Here is a 21,402-nt window from a genome sequence, read left to right as displayed (position 1 = left end):
TATGAAATTATCTGCTGCAGCTCTACGCCTTATTTTAAATTGCTACCCTCCTTTTTGGGGGGCTGGTATTCATGTTGAGGTTATTACTAAAGACTTTTCTTTTGCTCGTGTCTCGATGGTATTTCGTTGGTATAACAAAAATTATATGCGAACCCAATTTGGCGGCAGCTTGTATTCCATGACCGATCCATTTTTTGCTCTTATGCTAATTCATAGATTGGGACCAGATTATGTGGTTTGGGATAAGCATGGTGAAATTAATTATATTAAACCAGGTAAGACACGCGTTTATGCTGATTTCTCTATTAGCGAAGAAGAACTGCAGACTGTCAAACAAGTGGTGGCAGAGAATGGCAAACATTTGCCTGTTTTCCATACCAAAATTTATGACAGCTCCAAAGAAGTCATTGCGACAATCAAAAAGACACTTTATGTGAAACGGATTCAAGGATGAATGTGGATCAACACAAATCATAAACAGCATGTACATTTAAACAGACAAATGTTGATCAACGACGCAGCCAAAAAAATAAACCATGCTGCTCCTTCAATTTACAAGGTATTTTATGACAATACAGCATTGCTTTTAAAAAATACTATTGAACTGATCAACATTTTCTGCTTAATATGAATATTCTGCGAGGGAAAGAAAAATAAGGAATGAGCCATGCCACTGCCAGCGAAGGCGCTACGTTATGGCCAGTTAAGAAAGAAAACAGAAGGGTTAGCGGTACCTACATCAGGACACCAGGTCGTGAAAATGGAGTTCGTGGACTCTGATGGTCAGGTAAAAACTGGATTCTATAAAGAATTGATCCCCGAAGGAGTGGGTGATGGAAGCTACCCTGAAATACTAGCTAAATATTCAGTGGCTGCAAGTGTCTTAATTAGATTAGCATTGGGAGATAGGGCTGCTGAAGATAGGCTCGTTTTTGACGAAGAAGGTCGGATCAAGGGCACTCTTTCTGTCAACTTAGAAAAGTATAAGCCCCTTTACTCTTCCAGCCAAAGCTTACCGCTAGATCCTCAGGAAAAAGAACTCGTTTGTCCTTCTGTAGAGACATTATTACAGCATAATGTTGCTGAACTTTTAGTCAGCGCTTGGCGGATAAAATGTGATGATCGGCATCCGGGGAATTTTAGCCTTTTTGGTCTGATTGATTGGGATATGGCTTTATATCCTTACACTTATATCATGAAAGGGAAGCGTCTCGTTGATGGTCTTACCAAAGAGCTGCCTGAGAAAGGCATGAAATTGTTATCCAAAGAATTGGATGATTACCCAAACATCGAGGGACGGACTCATACACCTACGAATAGTTGGCCGGGAAATGCCAACATGTGGAAACGTTATAAATCCTATGCAGAATTCCAAGCCCTATCTAGTAATCCAGCATTAAAAACAGAAGACGGAACGACCTCCTGGCAGGAGCAATTTTTTGCAGCGCTTTTAAAAGAACTGCTTTCTTTCGATCCAGAGATGTTGCGTGCACGCTTGAAAGAATATCTTGGAGAAGAACTTATTTTAGACTACCGTTCATTACCAAGATACAAAAGTGAGCAATTAGAGAAAACGCATCCAACACTGTTTAATGAAAAAACTGACCAAACGCCATTTATTGATCACATGATGAACGTTTTTCAGCGTGAATACAATGAGCTCTACAGTGCAGTCGTGCTTTATCCTGGCTGCCCACAAAATAAGAGCGGTGTTCCTGTAGTTGGCTTTAATCGCTTTTTACGTAACAAACCTTCTGCCTTTCACAACGTTCTGCGATGGGCTGATGCGCAGAATGATAGGATGAGTGAGTGTTGGCGACGATATGAAGAAAAGAAGAAAGCGCAAGGAAATGTTACTGGTGCGCTTGATGCTTATACTATGCCTGTTGAAGGTCGGTATCATTTGGAGAGGATGCAAAAGCGCTACCATCAAATCTGGCGAGATGCTCATAGTCCGACAATAAAAGCCATCATAGGTGAAGGTTATACTCTCATAAGGCAATTAGCCAATGAGTTGCGGGTAAAACCACTGCCTCTAGCAACAAAAGAATTAGAGGAGTCAGATATAACTCTACTAACGGAGTCCTTTCAATTAATTGGGGAACCGCATTTATTAAGTGAGTCAAAAACCCTGGATTGTGATCCTAGTAGCGATCTAAAAAAGGGACTAGAAGGCTTGGAAAAATTTGTTTTCAAGCTGCATCAATGTACAAAAGAATACTATACTACCAAACGTGAAGACCTTAGCCCAGAGCACAATCAAGCGTTTTGTGATGCTGTTTCAAAATTAATCATTGAATCAGAAAGTGAAGTGTTACCGCATTTGATGACAACGGCTTGGGCTCGTAAATTTGGTGATTGTATTAGTAACTTACAGCAATTTTATAATGGTTTGCATTTTCAACGTCATTGCATTGCTTCAGATCAACCTCTTAGTACACATGCTACCCATGATTACAAAGCCTTGTTGACACGTCCGCACACAGATGAAGAAGTCGTACAATCCTGCTTGCGTACTCTATTTGCTTGGATCAAGACGTTGGATAAAGAGACCTTTAACAGTATGGTTCTTAATACGATAGGGGATTATCAACCGAGCTCCTTTTCTCTTTTCGCGCGAAGATATCGTGCGCCTAGCGTAGAAACCTACCTTAAAACAACAACTCATGATTGTGCTGACCGCCTTGGGACTATTTTATGTGAAGGAGGAACGGATAGTACTTCGTTAAATACTCACTTGATGAGAAACTTAATTCCTATCATGCTAGAAGCCACTCAGGCACAAGTCGATGTCAACCTACTGAGTGTGCGTAACGCCGTAGAACATAAGAGCTTCGATGCAGCCTATTATGCACAAAGAGCGCAAGAGTTTGTTAAGAGTGATGAACAATTTACTTTCCCTGGGTCTAAACAAAACATTGCTGAGTTTAGCAAAGTCATGTTTGACTGGGCTGCAAAGCAAGAAACGAGAAGATTTCGCGCCCTGGTTCGCAAGGCTCGGGATCTCTATGCCCCCTACTCTATAACGATATGGAGTCAAAAAGAGCGTGTGCCGGAGATTAATGGATATTTAGGTGAAGTGCCTCGTCATCCCAATCCTAAATTGCTCGCCTTAATTTTAGCGAATGGTGGAAATGAGGAAAATTCTTTCAACACCATCTTATTAAAAGAGTTGTTGATGACCATGCAGGCGGATGTCGATTCGCAGAAAAAGCAAGATGTTCCTAATCTTGAAATTGTCAGCAAGATCTCACCTGAACGTCTTCCTTACTATGGAACACAACTGAAAAAATATGCTAAACCTAAGACTTATGACGAAAAAACATCTACTATCCCAGAGTACAGCTAAGGTTCTCACCTTAGTTGGTACTCGCTGCTATTCTCCATGTCACTTAACAGATCGGTTAGTTCCTCGTACAGGTCTTTCATGGCTTCCACATCATAGATTTTTTTTTGAGCTCGTTTTAGTAGATCTTCATAGTCTGAGTTGATCATATCAACATGGTCCTGCCAATAGTCTTCTTTTAACTGCTCTGCCTGGTTTTGGGCAATGCTAAGCAGATCTGCTGTTTGAATTTGAGCGGTATTAAAGCTCTCAGCATCATCAATCCTTGTTGTAGCAGATTTCGGTTTGTACCAGGAATCATATAATAATTTGAGTGCTAAAATGCCTAGAGGCAGTAGTATTAAAACACCTAAAGCAACGCTTGCATTCATATTGATCGCAGAGGAGGACGCAGAGGAATTGGCGTCTTGATTCGTTGCTCCTGGCTCCAACATGGGTAAGGTGGAGCCACAATGCGAGCCGGGTGCGCATAGCCTATTTGGCGTTTGAGTTGGATTAGAGGGGAACCAAAATTGAAATAATGGGGCGATGCGGTTAGCGGAAGAGGTTTGTACAACAATATCTTCTTCAGGCTCTAAGTTGCAACGGTCATAATCGTAGTCCCAGCTATTTTCCGTGGCTTCTTGCATCTTAATTTTTTCAGTAGTTTTAGAAGCTTCAATTAAACTGATTTTTTCCGGTGCGGAGAGTCCTTTTAATTCATATTGTCGGCCAATCCAAGCATGCATAGAATTCATTAGCTGCTGCACCAAGCCACGAGTACTACTTATGAGTTCCAATTGTTTCTTTTCACCGGCCTGTTGCGTTAAGTAATTCATCGCCTGATTCACTTGTTGAAATAAGTCCTTACTGGCCTTATGCAAATCAGGTAAGGTGACATCAAAGCGAGCCAGGTTGTCCTGATTATTAATGAAATCATCAATCTTTTTTTGGCGATCGGTTAGTAGCTTTTCCCACCACTGCAGATCTTGCTTGGCTTGGATAGATTGATGATAGATATTGGCGTTTGCCTCAAGCACTTGCACAATAGTTTGATGAGAATCTTGAATAAATTTCTCTATGTTTTGTAGCAGACCCAGCATTTGCTCGCGAAATTGAATAATAGTAAACACTTCACCAGCTTGGTCGAAGAGCTGCTGCAATTGATCCAAAATACCCTGGAAACGCAATATTTCTTGCAGGTCTACTAAGCTGTCACTATAGGCCTTTTTAACCGTGCCAGGCAGATTGTCAACAAATTTGAAGTCTTGGCAATGGTCTAACGTTTTTGCTGATAACTCCAGAGCAACGAGTTTATGCTCGGTATTTTTCTCATCAATTTTTGTAACCTCATCAGCATGATGGGTAGCACAATTTTTTGCCGCAAGTGTTGGGAATTCCGCCTTTGAGTTCAATTGTGGTTGATGACTAGCAAAATGTTCCCAGTAAGGGTGTGCATTAACCGGTTGATCAATCAGGGCAAAATGTAAAACGGTGTGTCTTAGCTCCGCCACTTGTGTCAATTGCTGTTGTACCTTATGGATTTGCGCTTTTAATTGTCTTGAATGGATCTGATTTTCAATTTTGGTTTGATGGCGTTCAAATGTGCGCCGGCAATCCGCGAGAAAGAGCCGATCACTGCCGATTGTAGGCGAAGTATGAATCTCTACCGCTCTTAAATAGTTATGTAGTAATTGTAGCTGATTGGCCACATGTTCAGGGTTTTCGATCTTGGATAGGCGGTTTAGCATTTGCACAACATCGAGCAAAACATAATTCATTGGTTGATTGAGATGATCTGCGGCCAAATTGCTGTTGCGAAGCAACAAATAATCGCCAATTACTCGTGTCATTGTTCCTAGTTCAGGCCAATGTAAGCGTTGACTTTCAATAAGTGGGATATGGAAAGCTTCAGTGGTTATTCCCTCGCGTGGTTGATATTCTGCACTAAAAAACCAGGACTGTTCATTGATATTTACAAAAGCAGCATCCTGATTTGATGAAAACCAGGAATTGCTCGTTTGCAAAAGATCAGAATCCAATCCTGAGCTGGCTCTGGCTCGTAGGACTCTTGCGCGATACTCCAATTCTTCAGGAGTATAACAAGCTTCGTTATGCAAGACCCCAAAGACAAGACCAAAGCGTGATTGCGAAGGCATGGGGCGATAATCAACGTGGTGATACTCACTGCGCATAGCGGACCTCCCTGTTGTAAGCTTTACAGGATAAACTGCCATCCTGGCGGTTCTGAGCGAAAATTCCCTAAAATGAATAACGCTAACATTTAAGTTTCAATGCAAAGCTATTTTTAATTTGCCACAACAAGGGAGATCCTTACAATCAATACAAGAGCAAAGTTTGTTTTTTTATTAAAAAAGAGTAGGTGGTATAAATAGATTTCCTTTCATTATCGATTGGTCAGGAAAATCTCTTTTCAGTCATGCCTTATAATTAAGGTAAGATATTTTACGAATATTGGGGTGTGATTAAAAATAGGTTTTTTTATTAACTGTCTTGTTTTTCTTATGCCGACGTCCCGCGGCTTGACCGCGGGATCCAGCGATCGTTGAACATATCATGGACCCCGCGGTCAAGCCGCGGGGCGTCGGCATAAGAACTGCAGTTTAATCATATCCTTAATATTGTTAAAATATGACAAAGCTGTTTATTTCACGCTATGATCACCAACCCATTATGTGACTTGCTTTTTATGTTTAACGATTATTTAAAAACATTTCCACAATTTGTTTTGCCTAAACAGGTGGTAACTCGTCTGGCAGGCTTGTTGGCCAACGTGCGCTCACCTGCCATTAAGAATTTGTTGATTCGTCATTTTATTAGACGGTTTGCTGTAGATATGAATGAGGCGCTGGAAGAAAACGTTAAAAATTATAGTTGCTTTAATGACTTCTTTATTCGCCATTTAAAACCTGGTATTAGACCTTTAGCGCAAACGGACATCATCTCTCCTGTGGATGGTTTTATTAGTGAATTAGGTTCCATTGAGAAAGGGCAAATCCTGCAAGCCAAGGGACGTTATTATACTGTTGAAGAATTACTAGCTTGTGAGGAAACTTTAAGTAAGCAATTTATGCACGGCTGTTTCGCGACACTTTATTTATCTCCTAAAGATTATCATCGCGTCCACATGCCTGTGGATGCCGTTTTAAAGCAGATGATCTATGTTCCAGGAAGACTGTTCTCTGTGCAACCTGCAACGGCACGTGTTGTCCCTTATTTATTTTCCCGCAATGAACGATTGGTTATTTTTTTTGACAGCAAGGTTGGGTTAATGGCTATGGTTTTAGTCGGAGCAACGATCGTTGGCGCCATTGGCACCCGTTGGCATGGGGATCTGAAACGTTCTCGTAAAAAGCAATATTTTACTTATACGGGCCCTGAGCAGTTAGATACGCAAATATTGCAAGGAGAAGAGATGGGTTACTTTAAGTTAGGTTCTACTGTCGTGTTGTTATTCGCTGATGGTGAACGCGTTCATTGGCTTAAAGATTTAGCCCCTGGACAAAGTATTCGCTATGGCCAAGCATTTGGTCATGTGACTTCCTCAAGCCACTCAAAAGACTAAAATCAACATAGCCCGTATTAGCGAAGCGTAATACGGGAAATATACTGATGCTTCCCCGGTACACTTGTTTTATTGAAGTTTGAAGAAGAGAGTCTCAAGAAAATTGGTACCGAGAAGAGGACTCGAACCTCCACGGGGTTGCCCCCACTAGCACCTGAAGCTAGCGTGTCTACCAATTCCACCACCTCGGCATCGTTGGCTAAAATACTCAAGTTCAATAGGGCTGTCAATGCTTAAGCAAAAATATCATGCTGTAGGCCGCCCTCTTATTTTCTTTAACTATAGCTGCTATTTCGGGCATGATAGAGGTTGCGAATTTAAGATGATGAATGGGTCATGGATTTACTTCAAATTCTAGAGAAAGGGGTTGATTGGTTTTTTGCGCGAATGCCTCGTAAAAAACCTAGTCAAGAAGCTACAGGTAATGCTCGTTTCATTGCACATCGTGGCGCACATGATAGGAATAAAACGATCATTGAAAACACGGATGCAGCTTTTGCTCGAGCCTTGGAATTGGGTTGTTGGGGAATTGAATTTGATGTGCAAGAGACTGCCGATCATGTTTTGGTTGTAAATCATGATCCCACCTTAAAGCGACTGTGGAGGAAAAATGTTGTTATTAAGGAGCTAACGTTTGCAGCCGTGCATAAATTAGTCCCTGAGGTCCCCTGTTTGACTGAAGTTGTGAACAACTATGGCAAGCGCATGCACTTATTCATCGAGCTTAAGTCACCACTTACAGCGGAAATACATCTCGTAGAAGCCTTAAAAGGACTCATTCCTTGCGAAGATTACCACTTGCTAAGTTTGGATGAGTCTATTTTTGCTTCTCTCACGCATTTTCCTAAAGCAGCGATGTTGCTGGTTGCCAGCTCTAATAATGTAAAGAAATTTTGTCAGCTAAGTGTGGAAAAACACTATGGAGGAGTTTTAGGGCATTATTTGTTGCTTAGCAAGCGCAAAATAAAGCAGCTGCAAGAGATGAAGCAAGCCGTTGGTGTGGGATTTGTCGATTCCAGGTTTGGGTTGTATCGAGAACTGAACCGCGGGGTCTATTGGATATTTAGTAATAATGTTGAGGAGTTAAATCGCTGCTTAGAAAAATAAATTTTATCCTAGCGAGATTGTTCATTTGACTGTGTCATTCCCGCGTAGGCGGGAATCCATTCTGGAGAAGTACGAGGCTTTAATCAAGATGGATCCCCGCCTACGCGGGGATGACACGGTCCGGTAAACACTCTCTCCACGGCCGAAGTCCAGAGACCTTAAATTCTACTAACCCGGAGATATCATTTTTTTGGGGTCAACATATTCCTTGAATTGTGCTGCTGTTAGAAAACCAAGTTTAACTGCCGCTTCTTCTAGAGAGATGTCTTCATAATGCGCTGTCTTGGCTATTTTGGCTGCCTTGTCGTAGCCAATATGCTGATTGAGTGCGGTGACTAACATTAAGGAATGTTTTAGGTAATAATCAATTTTAGCGCGATTGGCTTCCAGTCCCTCCACACAAAAGATTTGGAAAGAATGACAGCTATCAGCCAGCAAGTTTAGAGAGTGTAGGAGATTAAAAATGATTACAGGCTTAAAGACATTTAATTCGAAATTCCCCTGACTTGCGGCAACCGCAATGGTTGTATCATTACCAATAACTTGTGCACAAACCATGGTCATTGCTTCGCATTGTGTTGGATTCACTTTGCCTGGCATGATGGATGAGCCGGGTTCGTTCTCAGGCAAAATCAATTCACCAAGGCCACAACGAGGTCCTGAACCCAGCCAGCGGATATCGTTTGCTATTTTCATTAGCGCACAAGCTAAAGCTTTTAAGGTGCTATGGGCCATCACTAAAGGTTCGTGTGAGGCTAGAGCGGCAAATTTGTTCGGTGCGGAAACAAAGGGAAGATTAGTCAGCTTAGCGATATGTTTTGCAGCGTCTGCAGCAAATTTTGGATGTGTATTTAAACCGGTGCCTACGGCTGTACCTCCTAAGGCGAGCTCATACAATTCAGGTAACATCCTTTCGATGCGATGGATAGCAGCATCAAGTTGGGCAACATAACCTGAGAATTCTTGCCCTAATGTCAAGGGGACGGCATCTTGCAAATGGGTGCGTCCAATTTTTACGATGTCATTGAATTTATGCATTTTAGCGCTCAAGGCATCACGTAAATTACGGACAATAGGTAGTAATCTATCGTGGATAGCGATGGCTGCTGCAATATGCATCGCCGTAGGGAAAGTATCATTTGAGGATTGCGACATATTGACGTGATCATTGGGGTGAATAGGCGTTTTGCTTCCTCTGACTCCTCCTGCCATTTCAATGGCGCGATTCGCAATGACTTCATTAGCATTCATATTGGATTGAGTACCGCTGCCCGTTTGCCAAACGTGGAGAGGGAAGTGCTCATCCAGTATGCCCTTTTGCACTTCTTCTGCTGCTTTGACGATCAGGTCTGCTTTATCTTTAGGTAGCTTGCCCAATTCAAGGTTCGTGAGTGCAGCCGCTTTTTTTAAGATGCCGAATGCATGAGTGACTTCACGCGGAATGAGATCGCGACCAATGTTGAAATGATGTAACGAACGTTCGGTTTGTGCTCCCCAATACTTATCGGCAGCAACAGTAATCTCCCCCATACTATCTGTTTCAATACGTGTGGTGCTCATGATGACCTCTTTCCTGAAAAAAAGAATTCTAGCACAGCACGAAATGATAATTAACTTTAAAAATGGATGTCGTATACTAGCTTGCTAAAATGACATTAGGCCTTGATAGAGACCGTTCATTAAATTGTGTCATTCCCGCGCAGGCGGGAATCCATTCTGGAATGACACGAAGTTTTAATCAGGATGGATCCCCCCTACGCGGGGATGACACAGTTTGGTAAACATTCTCCCTTGAGAAGGCTACCCTAGAGAGTCAATGTGAGAGAAGTTCGTATTTATCAGCCTGGTAACTATACCAAAGGACAAAAACTTGAGTTAGCTCCTGCTCAAGGGCAACATGTTGGTGTGGTATTGCGCATGCAGCCAGGGGAAAAAATTACTTTGTTTTGTGGTGATAACCGTGAATTTGAGGCCTTGATAGATTCCGTTCATAAGAAAAAAGTGATTGTTTCCGTTCTGAGTGAGCGGCTAGTCAACAGAGAATCACCAAAACACATTCATTTGGCCCAAGCCGTCTCTAAAGGAGAGCGAATGGAGTTTGTCGTCCAAAAAGCGGTCGAGCTTGGTGTGTCTTCAATTACCCCTTTAATCACTGAACGTTCAGTGATTAAGCTCGATGAAGAACGGATGGAAAAAAAGCTAGCGCAGTGGCAAGCCATAGCGGTAGCGGCTTGCGAGCAATCAGGCCGTAATCAACTGCCAAGGATAGAGGCTATTCGCAGTTTGCATGATTATTTGCAGCAAAATGCCTCGGCAGTAAAATTCGTTCTCCACCCGGGGACAATGAAAACCTGGCGGGATTATAGCTTTGACGATATGAATGTTGTATTGTTAATTGGGCCTGAGGGTGGTTTCAGTGAACAGGAAATCAAATATATTCTATCTTATGATTTCAGACCATTATCATTGGGTCCGCGGATTTTACGAACTGAAACAGCGGCTATTGCGGCGCTGAGCGTGTTGCAAGCTGTTTACGGTGATCTATAATGTTTGTCAATCAATTTTCAATAACAAAAGGTGATTCATGAGCGCTAATATTAAAACGATAACTGACGCCAGCTTTGAGCAGGATGTTTTGAATTCTGGTAAACCAGTATTGGTCGACTTTTGGGCTGAGTGGTGTGGTCCTTGTCGTGCTTTGACACCTATTCTGGAGGAAGTCGCTGCTTCTCATAACGAGAATATTACTTTCGCAAAACTCAATATTGACGAAAACCCTCAGACCCCTTCAAAATATGGCGTCATGAGTATCCCAACGTTGATCTTATTTAAAAATGGTCAAGTTGAAGCAGTTAAAATGGGCTTACTCACTAAATCACAGTTAAGTGCTTTTGTTGAGAGTAATGTCTGATTCCGTATTATTTTAATTTTGTCTGAGGAAGGATGAAAATAATAGTGGATCTGCTTGATGGACTATGGTAAGCTGATCTTTCAAGTGTGGCCGTTCCTCAGGCTGCCACTCCAGGTTACTCTGATTGTCTACAACTGTATTCTATTCAAAAATCGTTGCGCAGTTGTGCTAAAATGAGTATTGAGACTGGCGAACTTAGGGATTGCCTCTGGCAGCAGCTTCCCAAGCTGTCCTTCCATAAATTATCTCGGAAAAATCCATTTCGTTTAACCAACACATCAAGTGAGAAGTATGAATCTTAGTGAACTTAAGCAATTACCTATTGCCGATCTTGTCAATATCGCACAGGAAATGGGGGCTGAAAATACCTCCCGCATGCGTAAACAAGATATCCTTTTTGCTATTCTTAAAGCCCATTCCCACAAAGGCGAAGATATTCTAGGCGGTGGCGTCTTAGAAGTATTAACCGATGGTTTTGGTTTCTTGCGCTCTGAAGATGGCTCTTATCAAGCGGGTCCTGATGATATCTATGTCTCTCCTAGTCAAATCAGACGCTTTGGTCTACGCACTGGGGATACAATAACCGGAAAAATTCGACCTCCCAAAGATAATGAGCGTTATTTTGCTTTACTTAAGGTTGATCAAATCAATTATGACTCACCTGAGAGCGCTAAGCGAAAAATCTTATTTGAGAACTTGACGCCTTTATTCGCTGATGAGCGTTTGGTCATGGAACAAGGAAATGGCAGCACGGAGGATTTGACTGCCCGGGTTATCGATTTGTGTGCTCCTTTTGGTCGTGGTCAGCGCGGTCTTATTGTCTCCCCACCCAAAGCGGGTAAGACATTGATGTTGCAAAACATTGCCCATTCGATTGAGAAAAATTATCCCGAATGTTATTTGATTGTTCTATTGATTGATGAGCGACCTGAAGAAGTGACAGAGATGCAGCGTTCGGTGAAAGGAGAGGTCGTTGCCAGTACCTTCGATGAACCTGCAAATCGGCATGTTCAAGTTGCAGAAATGGTCATAGAAAAAGCAAAACGTCTAGTGGAGCATAAACGAGATGTTGTGGTCTTGTTGGATTCAATCACACGTTTAGCTCGTGCCTATAATACGGTCGTTCCTGCCTCAGGAAAGGTATTAACAGGGGGTGTTGACGCTAATGCCTTACAACGGCCTAAACGTCTTTATGGAGCGGCACGAAATATTGAAGAAGGTGGTAGCTTAACCATTATTGCCACAGCGCTGGTTGATACCGGATCAAAGATGGATGAAGTCATCTATGAAGAATTTAAGGGAACCGGTAATATGGAAATTCATTTAAGTCGCAATATCGCTGAGCGACGAGTATTCCCCGCCATTAATATCAATCGCTCTGGTACGCGTCGTGAAGATCTCTTATTAACTCCTGAAGAACTACATCGCACCTGGATTTTGCGCAAGATTCTGCAATCCATGGATGAATGTGACGCTATAGAATTCTTACTCGAGCGCATGAAGAATCACAAAACGAATGCGGAATTTTTTGAAGCAATGAAGCGTCAAGAGTAAAAATTATAGTGCCCCTCACCCTACCCTCTCCCCTTGTGAGAGGTGACGTGTGTAGCGCGTCGGGCGAGGGGGGAGCTTGTGAACAATATCGTGAGATGCAGCATCCCTGACCCTGTGACATAATCAGCAGAATTTTATCTAAATAACGTTGCCATGAAATATGCCGATCTTCGTGATTTTATTACTCAACTAGAGAGCCGAGGTTTACTTCAGCGCATTTCCTATCCTGTCTCTCCCTACCTTGAAATGACCGCTGTTAGCGATAAAGTATTGCGTGCAGGCGGACCGGCACTTTTGTTCACCAACCCTAAAGCAAACAATATTCCTGTGCTTACTAATTTATTTGGTACGGTTGAACGTGTGGCCTTGGGCATGGGGGAAGAAAACCTTGCTGCCTTAAGGGAGGTAGGTAAATTATTGGCCGCGTTAAAAGAACCTGAACCGCCCAAAGGTTTTAAAGATGCATTTAACAAATTGCCCTTATTAAAACAAGCCTTAAATATGGCGCCCAAGTATGTGTCTAGCGCTCCTTGCCAGGAATATGTTTGGGAAAAAGATGAAGTGGATCTTACGCGTCTACCCATCCAAACCTGTTGGCCAGGCGATGTGGCTCCTCTGATCACTTGGGGATTGGTAACGACCAAAGGACCTTATCAATCCCGTCAGAATTTAGGCATATATCGTCAACAGCTGCTTGGAAAAAATAAATTGATCATGCGGTGGTTATCACACCGTGGTGGAGCTTTGGATTATCACGCTTGGCAAGATGCTTATCCTGGAGAGCGTTTTCCAGTTGTCGTTACCTTAGGGGCTGACCCGGCAACGTTATTGGCAGCAGTGACTCCTATTCCAGATACATTGTCAGAGTATGCTTTTGCTGGTCTATTGCGAGGGCAGCGCACTCAGCTCGTTTCCTGTTTAGGCAATAACGATTTGCATGTTCCTGCAAGCGCTGAAATTATTCTGGAGGGTTATATTGAACCCGGTGTTGAAGCTCTGGAAGGGCCTTTTGGTGATCACACGGGTTACTACAATGAAGTACAACGCTTTCCAGTATTTACTATTGAGCGCTTAACCCATCGTAAAGAACCCATTTATCATAGTACCTACACTGGCCGACCGCCTGATGAACCTGCTATTTTGGGGTTAGCATTAAACGAGGTCTTCATTCCACTATTGCAAAAACAATTCCCCGAAATCGTGGATTTTTATTTGCCACCAGAAGGATGCTCTTACCGATTGGCGGTGGTTACTATCAAGAAGCAATATCCCGGTCACGCTAAACGGATCATGATGGCAGTTTGGTCATTTTTAAGACAATTTATGTACACAAAATTTGTTATTGTTTGCGACGATGATATTGATGCGCGAAATTGGCAAGATGTGATTTGGGCCATAACTACGCGCGTGGATCCTTCACGTGATACAGTGATGATGGATAACACCCCTATTGACTATCTCGATTTTGCTTCTCCTGTTTCTGGATTGGGATCAAAAATGGGTATGGATGCCACCGCAAAGTGGCAAGGAGAAACACAAAGAGAGTGGGGACAGGCAATTGTTATGGATAAAGACACCTTGCAACGCGTAGATAACTATTGGTCGGAGCTGGGGCTAGAAAATCTATGAATCAATTAACCATCGCCCAGGTAGAACAGGTGAATCCTCTGACAGATAGCATCTTGCAAGTTATGTTAAAGCCCGAAAAGTACATTGATTATCAAGCTGGACAATACTTACAAATTATTTCTGCGGATGAGGAACTCAGTTATTCCATAGCGAATGCGCCTTTGGGATCACATCACTACGAATTACATATCCGCCATAGTCAGGAGAACGTCGGCAATCAACAACTCCTTGCTGACATCAGAAAAAAAGGCGCTGTTAGGATTCGTGTTCCTCTGGGTAGTTGTCATCTTACCAGATTATCTGCTAATAAACCGATTTTATTTATTGCTGGTGGCACCGGATTTGCTCCAATTAAGGCAATGATCGAGCAATTATTAGCCACAGGCGATAAGCGCTCTTTCGAATTATTTTGGGGCGCTCGCTCACAGAGCGACCTATACATGGATGAAAAAGTGATGCAATGGCAGGCTCATGTAGAACATTTTCGTTATTTTTCTTTGCTATCCAATACAAGCAAGGAAACATTGGCCTCAGTGATTCTCGATCATCATGCAAATCATCTGCAGAATTGGCAAATCGTCATTGCGGGACCGTTTGATATGGTTTATGTCATCAGGGATGTTTTGTTACGTCATGGGGTAAAGCGAGAGCAACTATTTTCAGATGCTTTTGATTTTGAAACGAAAGGAAGTGAGTAATGGAAACACTATATCAAATATTGGGCTTAATCGGGGCAGGACTTATCGTCTGGATTTTATTTCGTACAATTAAGGGACGGCCTGAGCTATTCAGTCGAGAAAATCTTAGCAAGAGCTTTTCGACCATGGGTATTTTAGGACTGATTTTGATTGTCTTTATCGCATTTTTAGTATTCATGCTACGACATACCTAGGGGCGCTCCCTAATGTCGACGTGTATTACTATGATACTCTCCTTCACTTTCTTCTAAATAATTTTGCAGCTTGGGATTGTTGATGGTTTGCTTACTTGGATCGCTCCTAAGTAGACATTCCTCAACATAAGTCATTTGACTACTCTCATCGACCAAAAGCCGATACCAGGGGTTGCGAGTGGCAAACTCGCGTTTACTCACTTGCGGATTATAGCGGCCAGAAGCTTGAAAAAAGGGATCCACATCAATAACGACAGCGCGATAGCCATGTCGTTTATGAATGACTCGATCACCTACATTGAATTTTGCTAACTTCATCGCCTTCTCCTGGTTTTGACCAGTGACTTCTAGTTCTTGCCTTTTTATTGTGATATCGGTTAGCCTCGACGAATCTTGAATGTAAAATGGACATAGATGAGTAAGGATTTTTTAGGTTATAAATTCAAATTTATGACCACCATTCTGATTCTTGGTTATACTTTTATGCATTTGAATCTGACCGGTCAGTACCCAGATGCAACGTTAGAAAAACTCATGAATTTTTCTGCCCGTCTACCTTTTGGTCAGCGGCTGCTTATCCCGGCAATTGCACATTTTCTATCGCTCTTTCTACCCCTTGCTGCAAATAATTTATTTTTTATCATAGAGCTAGCTATAAATGGTCTCTTCTATTATGTTTTGTTTAAACTGCTTTGCCAGGAATTTTCGCGTAGTCAAGCTAGGCTGCTCAGTTGGTTGTTTTTTTTACTTTTACCGCTAATTACAGTGGTGAACTATCGTTTTACTATAGGTAGTCAAGCTACTTATTACTATCCTTACGATAGTGCGTCCCTCCTTTTTATAACAGCGGGATTTTTTTTCTGTTTGCGCTCACGATGGCTATATTTTATTCCACTGGTGTTTGTCGCCACTTTAAACAGGGAAAGTAGTTTGTTATTGCTCCTTATGCTCCCTGCTTTGCATTGGCAAAAATTACGCTCAATTATCCAATCAACGCTCTTGGCGACATTCGCCTACATTCTAGCGCGCATGATTATCCTATTTTGGGTGCAAAACCTGCCTGGCACATTTGTGGAGTTTTATTTCAAGTACCCTACTTATACGCATTTCGCAGCCAACTTAATTTGGCTATTTAATGAGGAACAGATTATTTTGTTTCTGTTTTGTTTTGCGGGGTTGCCTCTATTCTGGTTCGTTTTTTATGACTATATTCCCTTGCAATACCGACCGCTGCGTTATGTGACGCTTTTTTATTTTCTTTGTTTGTTACTGTTTGGCAACCTCATGGAAGCCCGATTGTACCTAGAGATTGTAGTACTAATGTACTTACCTGTTTGTGCTGCCATTCGTCGTTGGTTGCTTGAGCTGGGACCTTTTATTCCAAGCCAGTTCGGGATATTTTATTATGTTGATAGGTATTTTGTGCTTGGAATTTTGCTAATCATTGCCTCCATGCGCAGTGTTTTGAATCCGATTGTCATTTGGTTAGCAAATCACTTTAATTAAACTAAATTAGACTGCATAGATGATATTGTACGTTCATTCAAAGGAAACTCCACAGTCCATCGATGCCGAGGCTTATGATCAAAAAACAAAAAACCTCTTTTATTTTTATTAGAGGTGCAACATTTTTCAAGTTCTTTTGAGGTCGTTTGAATATTGAATTTATCTTGTACGAGCTGTGCGGCTCTGTCGTAATCTGTCAATATTTCTTCTTTGTTTTCTGTTGTCGTTTTTTCTATGTATTTTAATTGCTTAGATGAGGCAAGCCAGAACAAAGAGCAACGTCCTTGTGGCAGTACACGACCCATGACAAATTTCTCATCCCGGATACCGAGTGTAGGTACGTGCTGCTCTAGTTGCATTAAATTAAACTCTATTTTAGCTTGTTTTAGCGGGCATAAATCAGTCTGTATTAGGCGCAACCATCCTTTCTCTGTCATTCTTTCAAGTACGTAGAGTTTTTCTTGCTCTAAATAATAAAATCGAAATTCATCGGGCGGCTGAATCACAGATTCGTCTCTACCGGTAACTAGAATGGGCAATCTGGGAGATTGATTGCCTAAGCCAGGATCGAGAAAATATGACTGCTCCCCTATCGTAACTTTCAAAACCAAATGTGTCGGTGGTAATTGAAGTATCTCTTTTGCATTTACTTCAGCCCCCATTAAAACACGTGCTTCGCAAACATCAACAGTATATTCTAATTTTATCAATACATCTTTTAACAACGCTGCAAGTTGAAAACAATATCCTCCTACGGGTTCGAAAAATACGTTTTTATAATCCTCAAAACGCAATTTTCGTTTCAGTGGATGTTCCCATGAGGCCTGTCTTAATTTCACATTGCTATAAGAAAAAGTCAAAAGATGTGCAGTATAGAGTGTATTTAGTCGAGCAACTGGCGATAAATCCATTAAGTTTGTTTCAGCTAACCCAACTTTATTTAAATACGATGATAACTTGATTTCTTTCATTAAACTCTCAATGAATTCATTCTTTGTCGTTACTATACCATAATGCTCTTACGTTTCAGAACGGTACGTTTTCATCGCAGCAAGGAAAAGTCCCAACTCATACAATAGGCAAAGAGGCACAGCCAGCATGATTTGGGAAAAGACATCGGGCGGGGTGAGGAGCATTCCGATGGTAAAGGCAGCAACAATGATATAAGGCCTTACTTTTCTCAACAGAGCAAGTTCAACCCATCCTAGTCGCACTAAAGTGACGCACACCAAAGGAACTTGAAAGCATAAGCCAAACAATAAGAGCATGCGCGTAATGAAGTCTAATGCGTACGTCATATCCGGTAATAACCTAACACCTAAAGGGACTGCTTTGGCAAAAAAATGAAACATGAAGGGTAATACAATATAAAAACAAAATAACATTCCTAGAAAAAAGAGCACCACACTCATGGTGATCGCTGCACGAAGGTTATAACGCTCATGACGGTAAAGCCCGGGAGCAATGAATTGCCATATTTGCAGCAAGGCAAATGGCGCTGTGCACAACAAGGCTGTATCAGCGGCCAGCTTAATCGGTGTAAACACTGGTGAGGTAATTTGGGTGGCAATGAGTGAATCTTTAGCGCTTAATGCACCTAATAGGGGAGTCACCAAAGCGGTAAACAGATCGTTGGCAAAGTAAAAAAATAATAAAAAAAAGACAAAAAAGAAGAAAATTACCCATAAGGCGCGGCGACGCAGTTCCAATAAATAATTAAGCATTTTTTGTAAAATTTTATGTGATCATGTGTTCAAAATTATCATGTCTGCTTTATAAAGCGATAGTATTTTTTATCCTTTATCTACCTAATAAGATTGAAAAAAATTCTCCATTATTCAATTAAATTTGCTATAATTTTTCTTTGATTTTTAGGTGAAGTAAGTGAAGCATCGTCCGCGTAAACGCTTTGGCCAAAATTTTTTGCGAGATAAACGGATTATTAATCAAATTTTGAGTGCAGTAAATGTGCAAGAAAATGATAAAGTGATTGAAATTGGCCCGGGGTTAGGTGCTTTAACGGAGCCTCTGCTAAAACGATTGCATCATTTGGTAGCCATTGAAATTGATCAGGATTTACATGCGCATTTAATGCAAATGCCCATAGCTACGGACAAATTGAACTTAATTTCAGCAGATGCATTAACGGTTGACTACAGTCAGTGGGGGTCACACCTGCGTGTGATAGGTAATTTACCCTATAATATTTCCACCCCCTTATTATTCCACCTGCTTAAGTATGCCGAGTTTATTGATGATATGCATTTTATGCTACAAAAAGAGATTGTTCTTCGTTTAGCGGCTGTGCCAGGAAGTAAAGCTTATGGACGATTAACTGTGATGGTACAATATCATTGTGAGGTGGAGTATTTGTTCGATGTTCCGCCGGACGCTTTTTACCCAAAGCCCAAAGTTGATTCGGCGATAGTGCGTTTAAAACCCTATTTGGTATCGCCCTACTCGCATGTTAATCCAAAAGAATTGGAGCGTTTAGTAGCACAAGCGTTTTCGATGCGACGTAAAACGCTTGCCAATAATTTAAAGTCTGTACTCAGTGCAGCCGAACTGGCTGCGCTAGGTGTTGATCCAGTTTTGCGACCTGAGCAAATCGCTGTTGAAGATTATGTGCGGATAGCGAAATTTGTGAACAATTAGTGTAAAATTATAGTACATGCCGGATCTTGGAGGTAAACCTTGTTTCACCGCTACGGAAAAAAAACTAAGTTGTCACACGCAAAATCTCTAAGCGAGTTAACTCGCATCGTACAATCTCCGCTTATATTAGCAGAAGACAAGCGAAAGACATTATTGACGCAAATTAGAGAAGCCAGTGCCTTAGAGGACTCGCGCTTTGATAGTTTGTGTTTGAGCCTAATCCACAACTTGGTTAATCATTGTCAAAATCTGCCTGAGACAGCGAATAGCTACTACTCTCAGCAAGGTGGTTTGTTAGATCATGCCTTAAATCGAACTGAGGCAGCTCTTTCTTTATTCAAGCAATATGTGATGAAAGAGAGTCAGGATGAATTATCTGAAGAGCAGAAATTATGGCAATATGCGCTATTCTCTGCAGCTATCTTACAAGGGATAGGTAAGCTTCAGATTGATTTCAGTATTGCTTTATATGACAACAATGGCCAATTCTTAAAGCAATGGAACCCTTTGCTGGAAAGCTTGGTCTCTGTGGGAAGCCACTACAGTTATGAATTCTTGAAGGAGTCAGATGAGGACTTTCGTCGCCGGCTTAATCTGTTGCTTGCTCGTTTGTTAATGCCTGTTAGTGGTTTTAGTTGGCTTGCTTCAAATCCACAGGTGCTAGCCGTTTGGTTGGCTTTATTGAATGAGGATCTACAAGGAGCAGGGACACTCGGAGCGATTTTAATCCGTGCCAATGCGATTGCCCTTCAACGCTACTTTAACCAGCTGATGGTTAAAAATTACGGTTCTCGAGGTGGTGGACGTTATGGTCGTGTTAGTACGTTTGCTGGTGGCGTACCGGAATCAATTTCAGAAATCGAGCAACAGATTGGCATTGAATTTATCCAATGGTTAACCAAAGCTTTAGAAAGTGGGCGCATCATGGTCAATAAAGCCCCTCTATTCATGGTCCCGGGTGGCATGCTGATGTCAGTGGATATGTTTAAACTCTTTGTAAGAGAGCATCCAGAATTTAAGAATTGGCAAGCTGCACAAAATGGCTTTTTATCTCTTGGTCTACATCGCTTGGGTCCTGATGGTGATATCACGTCAAGCTTTGAGCAAGCTAACAACCAACAAATGCATCGTGGTGTTGTTTTTGCCGATTATGCAGTAGCATTACCAGCGCAGATGCACGTTTACAATTTAAATACGGGCAAGAGCAGTGTTGTCTCGGCAACCGAAGTTATTCATCAAGCCCAGTTTACTAGTCATTTTACCCGGCAGCAGGCTACCTATGCGGTCAATGCGCTGCCTCATTTGAGTGCGTCAGGACAATGGCAACAAATCCCATCTTCCTCTCTTCAGGCAACATTGAAACCAGGAGTTACTAACGGTGCCTGAGTATGTTATTGGGGATATACAGGGGTGTTATGAGCCGTTGCAGCGTTTGCTAGAATATCTTCATTTTGATGACAAAGCTGACCGTTTATGGTTTGTTGGTGATTTGGTTAATCGCGGGCCACAGTCACTTGAAGTACTGCGCTTCGTTAAAAACTTACCTCTTACCCCCTATATAACGTTGGGAAATCATGACTTGCATTTATTAAATAAATTATTTGGGGGGCATCCTAAGTGGAATCCTGATGATAGCTTGCATGCCGTTTTATCTGCGAGTGATGGAGAAGAGTTAGGGCATTGGCTGCGTAAACAATCTATCTTATATCATGACAGTACCTTTAATATCGTTATGTGCCATGCTGGCATAGCTCCCGTTTGGGATTTAGCTGAGGCAAAGCGTAATGCTCAGGAGTTAGAAGCCGTTATAGCGGGTGAAAATTATCGAGATTTTTTTACCCATATGTATGGTAATGAACCCGCTTGTTGGTCTGATGAGTTGACAGGCATCTCACGTTGGCGAGCAATCACCAATTATTTTACTCGCATGCGTTTTTGTGACCCGCAAGGCTGTTTGCTGTTAGCATATAAAGGAACAATAAAAGCAGCACCAGCAAATCATGTTCCTTGGTATGAGGTGCCGGGCCGTAAACCAATCGAACCTGATATTGTGTTTGGTCATTGGGCGGCCTTGGAAGGTAAGTCGCCTGATCCCAAGATTTATGCCATTGATACGGGTTGTCTCTGGGGAGGCCATTTAACCGCCCTTCGCTTACATGATAGACGACGCTTTTCTGTTTCGGGACTTAAGTGATGAAGCAAACGAATTAAAGGAATAGTATTTGCTTTGCATGATT

19 protein-coding genes and 1 tRNA gene are annotated in these 21,402 nt (G+C 41.9%); 14 read left to right on the top strand and 6 right to left on the bottom strand.

Annotation, left to right across the window (positions count from 1 at the left end):
• Position 1 precedes the first annotated feature (1 nt).
• Positions 2-454 (top strand): DUF4442 domain-containing protein, encoded by a 453-nt coding sequence (locus tag CKV79_RS13240; RefSeq protein ID WP_028372420.1) that lies wholly within the window; start codon positions 2-4, stop codon positions 452-454.
• Between the two features lie 213 nt (positions 455-667).
• Positions 668-3,349 carry a hypothetical protein gene (locus tag CKV79_RS13235; RefSeq protein ID WP_028372419.1) on the top strand — a complete coding sequence of 894 codons (2,682 nt, stop codon included), beginning with the start codon at positions 668-670 and terminating at the stop codon, positions 3,347-3,349.
• A gap of 5 nt (positions 3,350-3,354) precedes the next feature.
• Here CKV79_RS13235 and CKV79_RS13230 read toward each other — a convergent pair whose 3' ends face one another.
• Positions 3,355-5,520, bottom strand: coding sequence for a hypothetical protein (locus CKV79_RS13230; RefSeq protein ID WP_028372418.1), 2,166 nt, complete (start codon positions 5,518-5,520; stop codon positions 3,355-3,357).
• Between the two features lie 515 nt (positions 5,521-6,035).
• Here CKV79_RS13230 and asd point away from each other — a divergent pair.
• A complete protein-coding gene (gene asd / locus CKV79_RS13225; protein ID WP_028372417.1) occupies positions 6,036-6,911 on the top strand; it encodes an archaetidylserine decarboxylase in 876 nt (291 codons plus the stop codon).
• Positions 6,912-7,015: 104 nt separating this feature from the next.
• Here asd and CKV79_RS13220 read toward each other — a convergent pair.
• Positions 7,016-7,102, bottom strand: a tRNA-Leu gene (locus CKV79_RS13220).
• A gap of 145 nt (positions 7,103-7,247) precedes the next feature.
• Here CKV79_RS13220 and CKV79_RS13215 point away from each other — a divergent pair.
• Positions 7,248-8,018: a glycerophosphodiester phosphodiesterase gene (locus CKV79_RS13215; protein ID WP_028372416.1), complete on the top strand. Its 771-nt coding sequence runs from the start codon at positions 7,248-7,250 to the stop codon at positions 8,016-8,018.
• Between the two features lie 168 nt (positions 8,019-8,186).
• On the opposite strand, the gene fumC is transcribed toward CKV79_RS13215, so the two are convergent.
• Entirely contained in the window at positions 8,187-9,578 is a 1,392-nt protein-coding gene (gene fumC / locus CKV79_RS13210) for a class II fumarate hydratase (protein WP_028372415.1), read from the bottom strand.
• A 258-nt stretch (positions 9,579-9,836) separates the two neighbouring features.
• On the opposite strand from fumC, the gene CKV79_RS13205 reads away from it, so the two are divergent.
• From CKV79_RS13205 to CKV79_RS13180, 6 genes are all read left to right on the top strand, one after another.
• Positions 9,837-10,565, top strand: coding sequence for a 16S rRNA (uracil(1498)-N(3))-methyltransferase (locus CKV79_RS13205; protein ID WP_028372414.1), 729 nt, complete (start codon positions 9,837-9,839; stop codon positions 10,563-10,565).
• Positions 10,566-10,602: 37 nt separating this feature from the next.
• Positions 10,603-10,929, top strand: coding sequence for a thioredoxin (trxA, locus tag CKV79_RS13200; protein WP_028372413.1), 327 nt, complete (start codon positions 10,603-10,605; stop codon positions 10,927-10,929).
• A 291-nt stretch (positions 10,930-11,220) separates the two neighbouring features.
• A complete protein-coding gene (gene rho, locus CKV79_RS13195; RefSeq protein ID WP_028372412.1) occupies positions 11,221-12,483 on the top strand; it encodes a transcription termination factor Rho in 1,263 nt (420 codons plus the stop codon).
• 153 nt (positions 12,484-12,636) lie between these two features.
• Complete coding sequence (gene ubiD, locus CKV79_RS13190; RefSeq protein ID WP_028372411.1) at positions 12,637-14,112, top strand: 4-hydroxy-3-polyprenylbenzoate decarboxylase; 1,476 nt, start codon at positions 12,637-12,639, stop codon at positions 14,110-14,112.
• Positions 14,109-14,810 carry an NAD(P)H-flavin reductase gene (locus tag CKV79_RS13185; RefSeq protein ID WP_028372410.1) on the top strand — a complete coding sequence of 234 codons (702 nt, stop codon included), beginning with the start codon at positions 14,109-14,111 and terminating at the stop codon, positions 14,808-14,810. Before ubiD ends, CKV79_RS13185 begins: the two co-directional genes overlap by 4 nt.
• Positions 14,810-15,004 carry a hypothetical protein gene (locus tag CKV79_RS13180; RefSeq protein ID WP_028372409.1) on the top strand — a complete coding sequence of 65 codons (195 nt, stop codon included), beginning with the start codon at positions 14,810-14,812 and terminating at the stop codon, positions 15,002-15,004. Before CKV79_RS13185 ends, CKV79_RS13180 begins: the two co-directional genes overlap by 1 nt.
• Positions 15,005-15,013: 9 nt before the next feature.
• Here the strand turns inward: CKV79_RS13180 and hspQ are convergent, their stop codons facing one another.
• Entirely contained in the window at positions 15,014-15,322 is a 309-nt protein-coding gene (gene hspQ / locus CKV79_RS13175) for a heat shock protein HspQ (RefSeq protein ID WP_028372408.1), read from the bottom strand.
• A 96-nt stretch (positions 15,323-15,418) separates the two neighbouring features.
• Between hspQ and CKV79_RS13170 the strand changes: the two genes are divergently transcribed.
• Entirely contained in the window at positions 15,419-16,510 is a 1,092-nt protein-coding gene (locus CKV79_RS13170) for a hypothetical protein (protein WP_028372407.1), read from the top strand.
• On the opposite strand, the gene CKV79_RS13165 is transcribed toward CKV79_RS13170, so the two are convergent.
• Both CKV79_RS13165 and tatC read right to left on the bottom strand, forming a co-directional pair.
• On the bottom strand, positions 16,507-17,481 hold the full coding sequence (locus tag CKV79_RS13165; RefSeq protein WP_028372406.1) for an arylamine N-acetyltransferase: 975 nt from the start codon (positions 17,479-17,481) through the stop codon (positions 16,507-16,509). The two genes, CKV79_RS13170 and CKV79_RS13165, sit on opposite strands and share 4 nt — an antisense overlap.
• A 48-nt stretch (positions 17,482-17,529) precedes the next feature.
• Positions 17,530-18,234, bottom strand: a complete 705-nt coding sequence (gene tatC / locus CKV79_RS13160) for a twin-arginine translocase subunit TatC (RefSeq protein WP_028372405.1) — start codon at positions 18,232-18,234, stop codon at positions 17,530-17,532.
• Between the two features lie 160 nt (positions 18,235-18,394).
• On the opposite strand from tatC, the gene rsmA reads away from it, so the two are divergent.
• From rsmA to CKV79_RS13145, 3 genes are read left to right on the top strand one after another with little or no spacing between them, the layout of a single operon-like run.
• Entirely contained in the window at positions 18,395-19,165 is a 771-nt protein-coding gene (gene rsmA / locus CKV79_RS13155; RefSeq protein ID WP_028372404.1) for a 16S rRNA (adenine(1518)-N(6)/adenine(1519)-N(6))-dimethyltransferase RsmA, read from the top strand.
• A gap of 39 nt (positions 19,166-19,204) precedes the next feature.
• Complete coding sequence (locus CKV79_RS13150) at positions 19,205-20,551, top strand: conjugal transfer nickase/helicase domain-containing protein (protein ID WP_028372403.1); 1,347 nt, start codon at positions 19,205-19,207, stop codon at positions 20,549-20,551.
• Complete coding sequence (locus tag CKV79_RS13145; protein ID WP_028372402.1) at positions 20,544-21,359, top strand: symmetrical bis(5'-nucleosyl)-tetraphosphatase; 816 nt, start codon at positions 20,544-20,546, stop codon at positions 21,357-21,359. Before CKV79_RS13150 ends, CKV79_RS13145 begins: the two co-directional genes overlap by 8 nt.
• The last annotated feature ends 43 nt before the right edge of the window (positions 21,360-21,402 follow it).

Source organism: Legionella lansingensis (assembly GCF_900187355.1).
GTDB lineage: Bacteria > Pseudomonadota > Gammaproteobacteria > Legionellales > Legionellaceae > Tatlockia > Tatlockia lansingensis.
The sequence above is the reverse complement of the archived record's forward strand: the minus strand, read 5'-3'. Positions and strand labels throughout refer to the sequence as shown.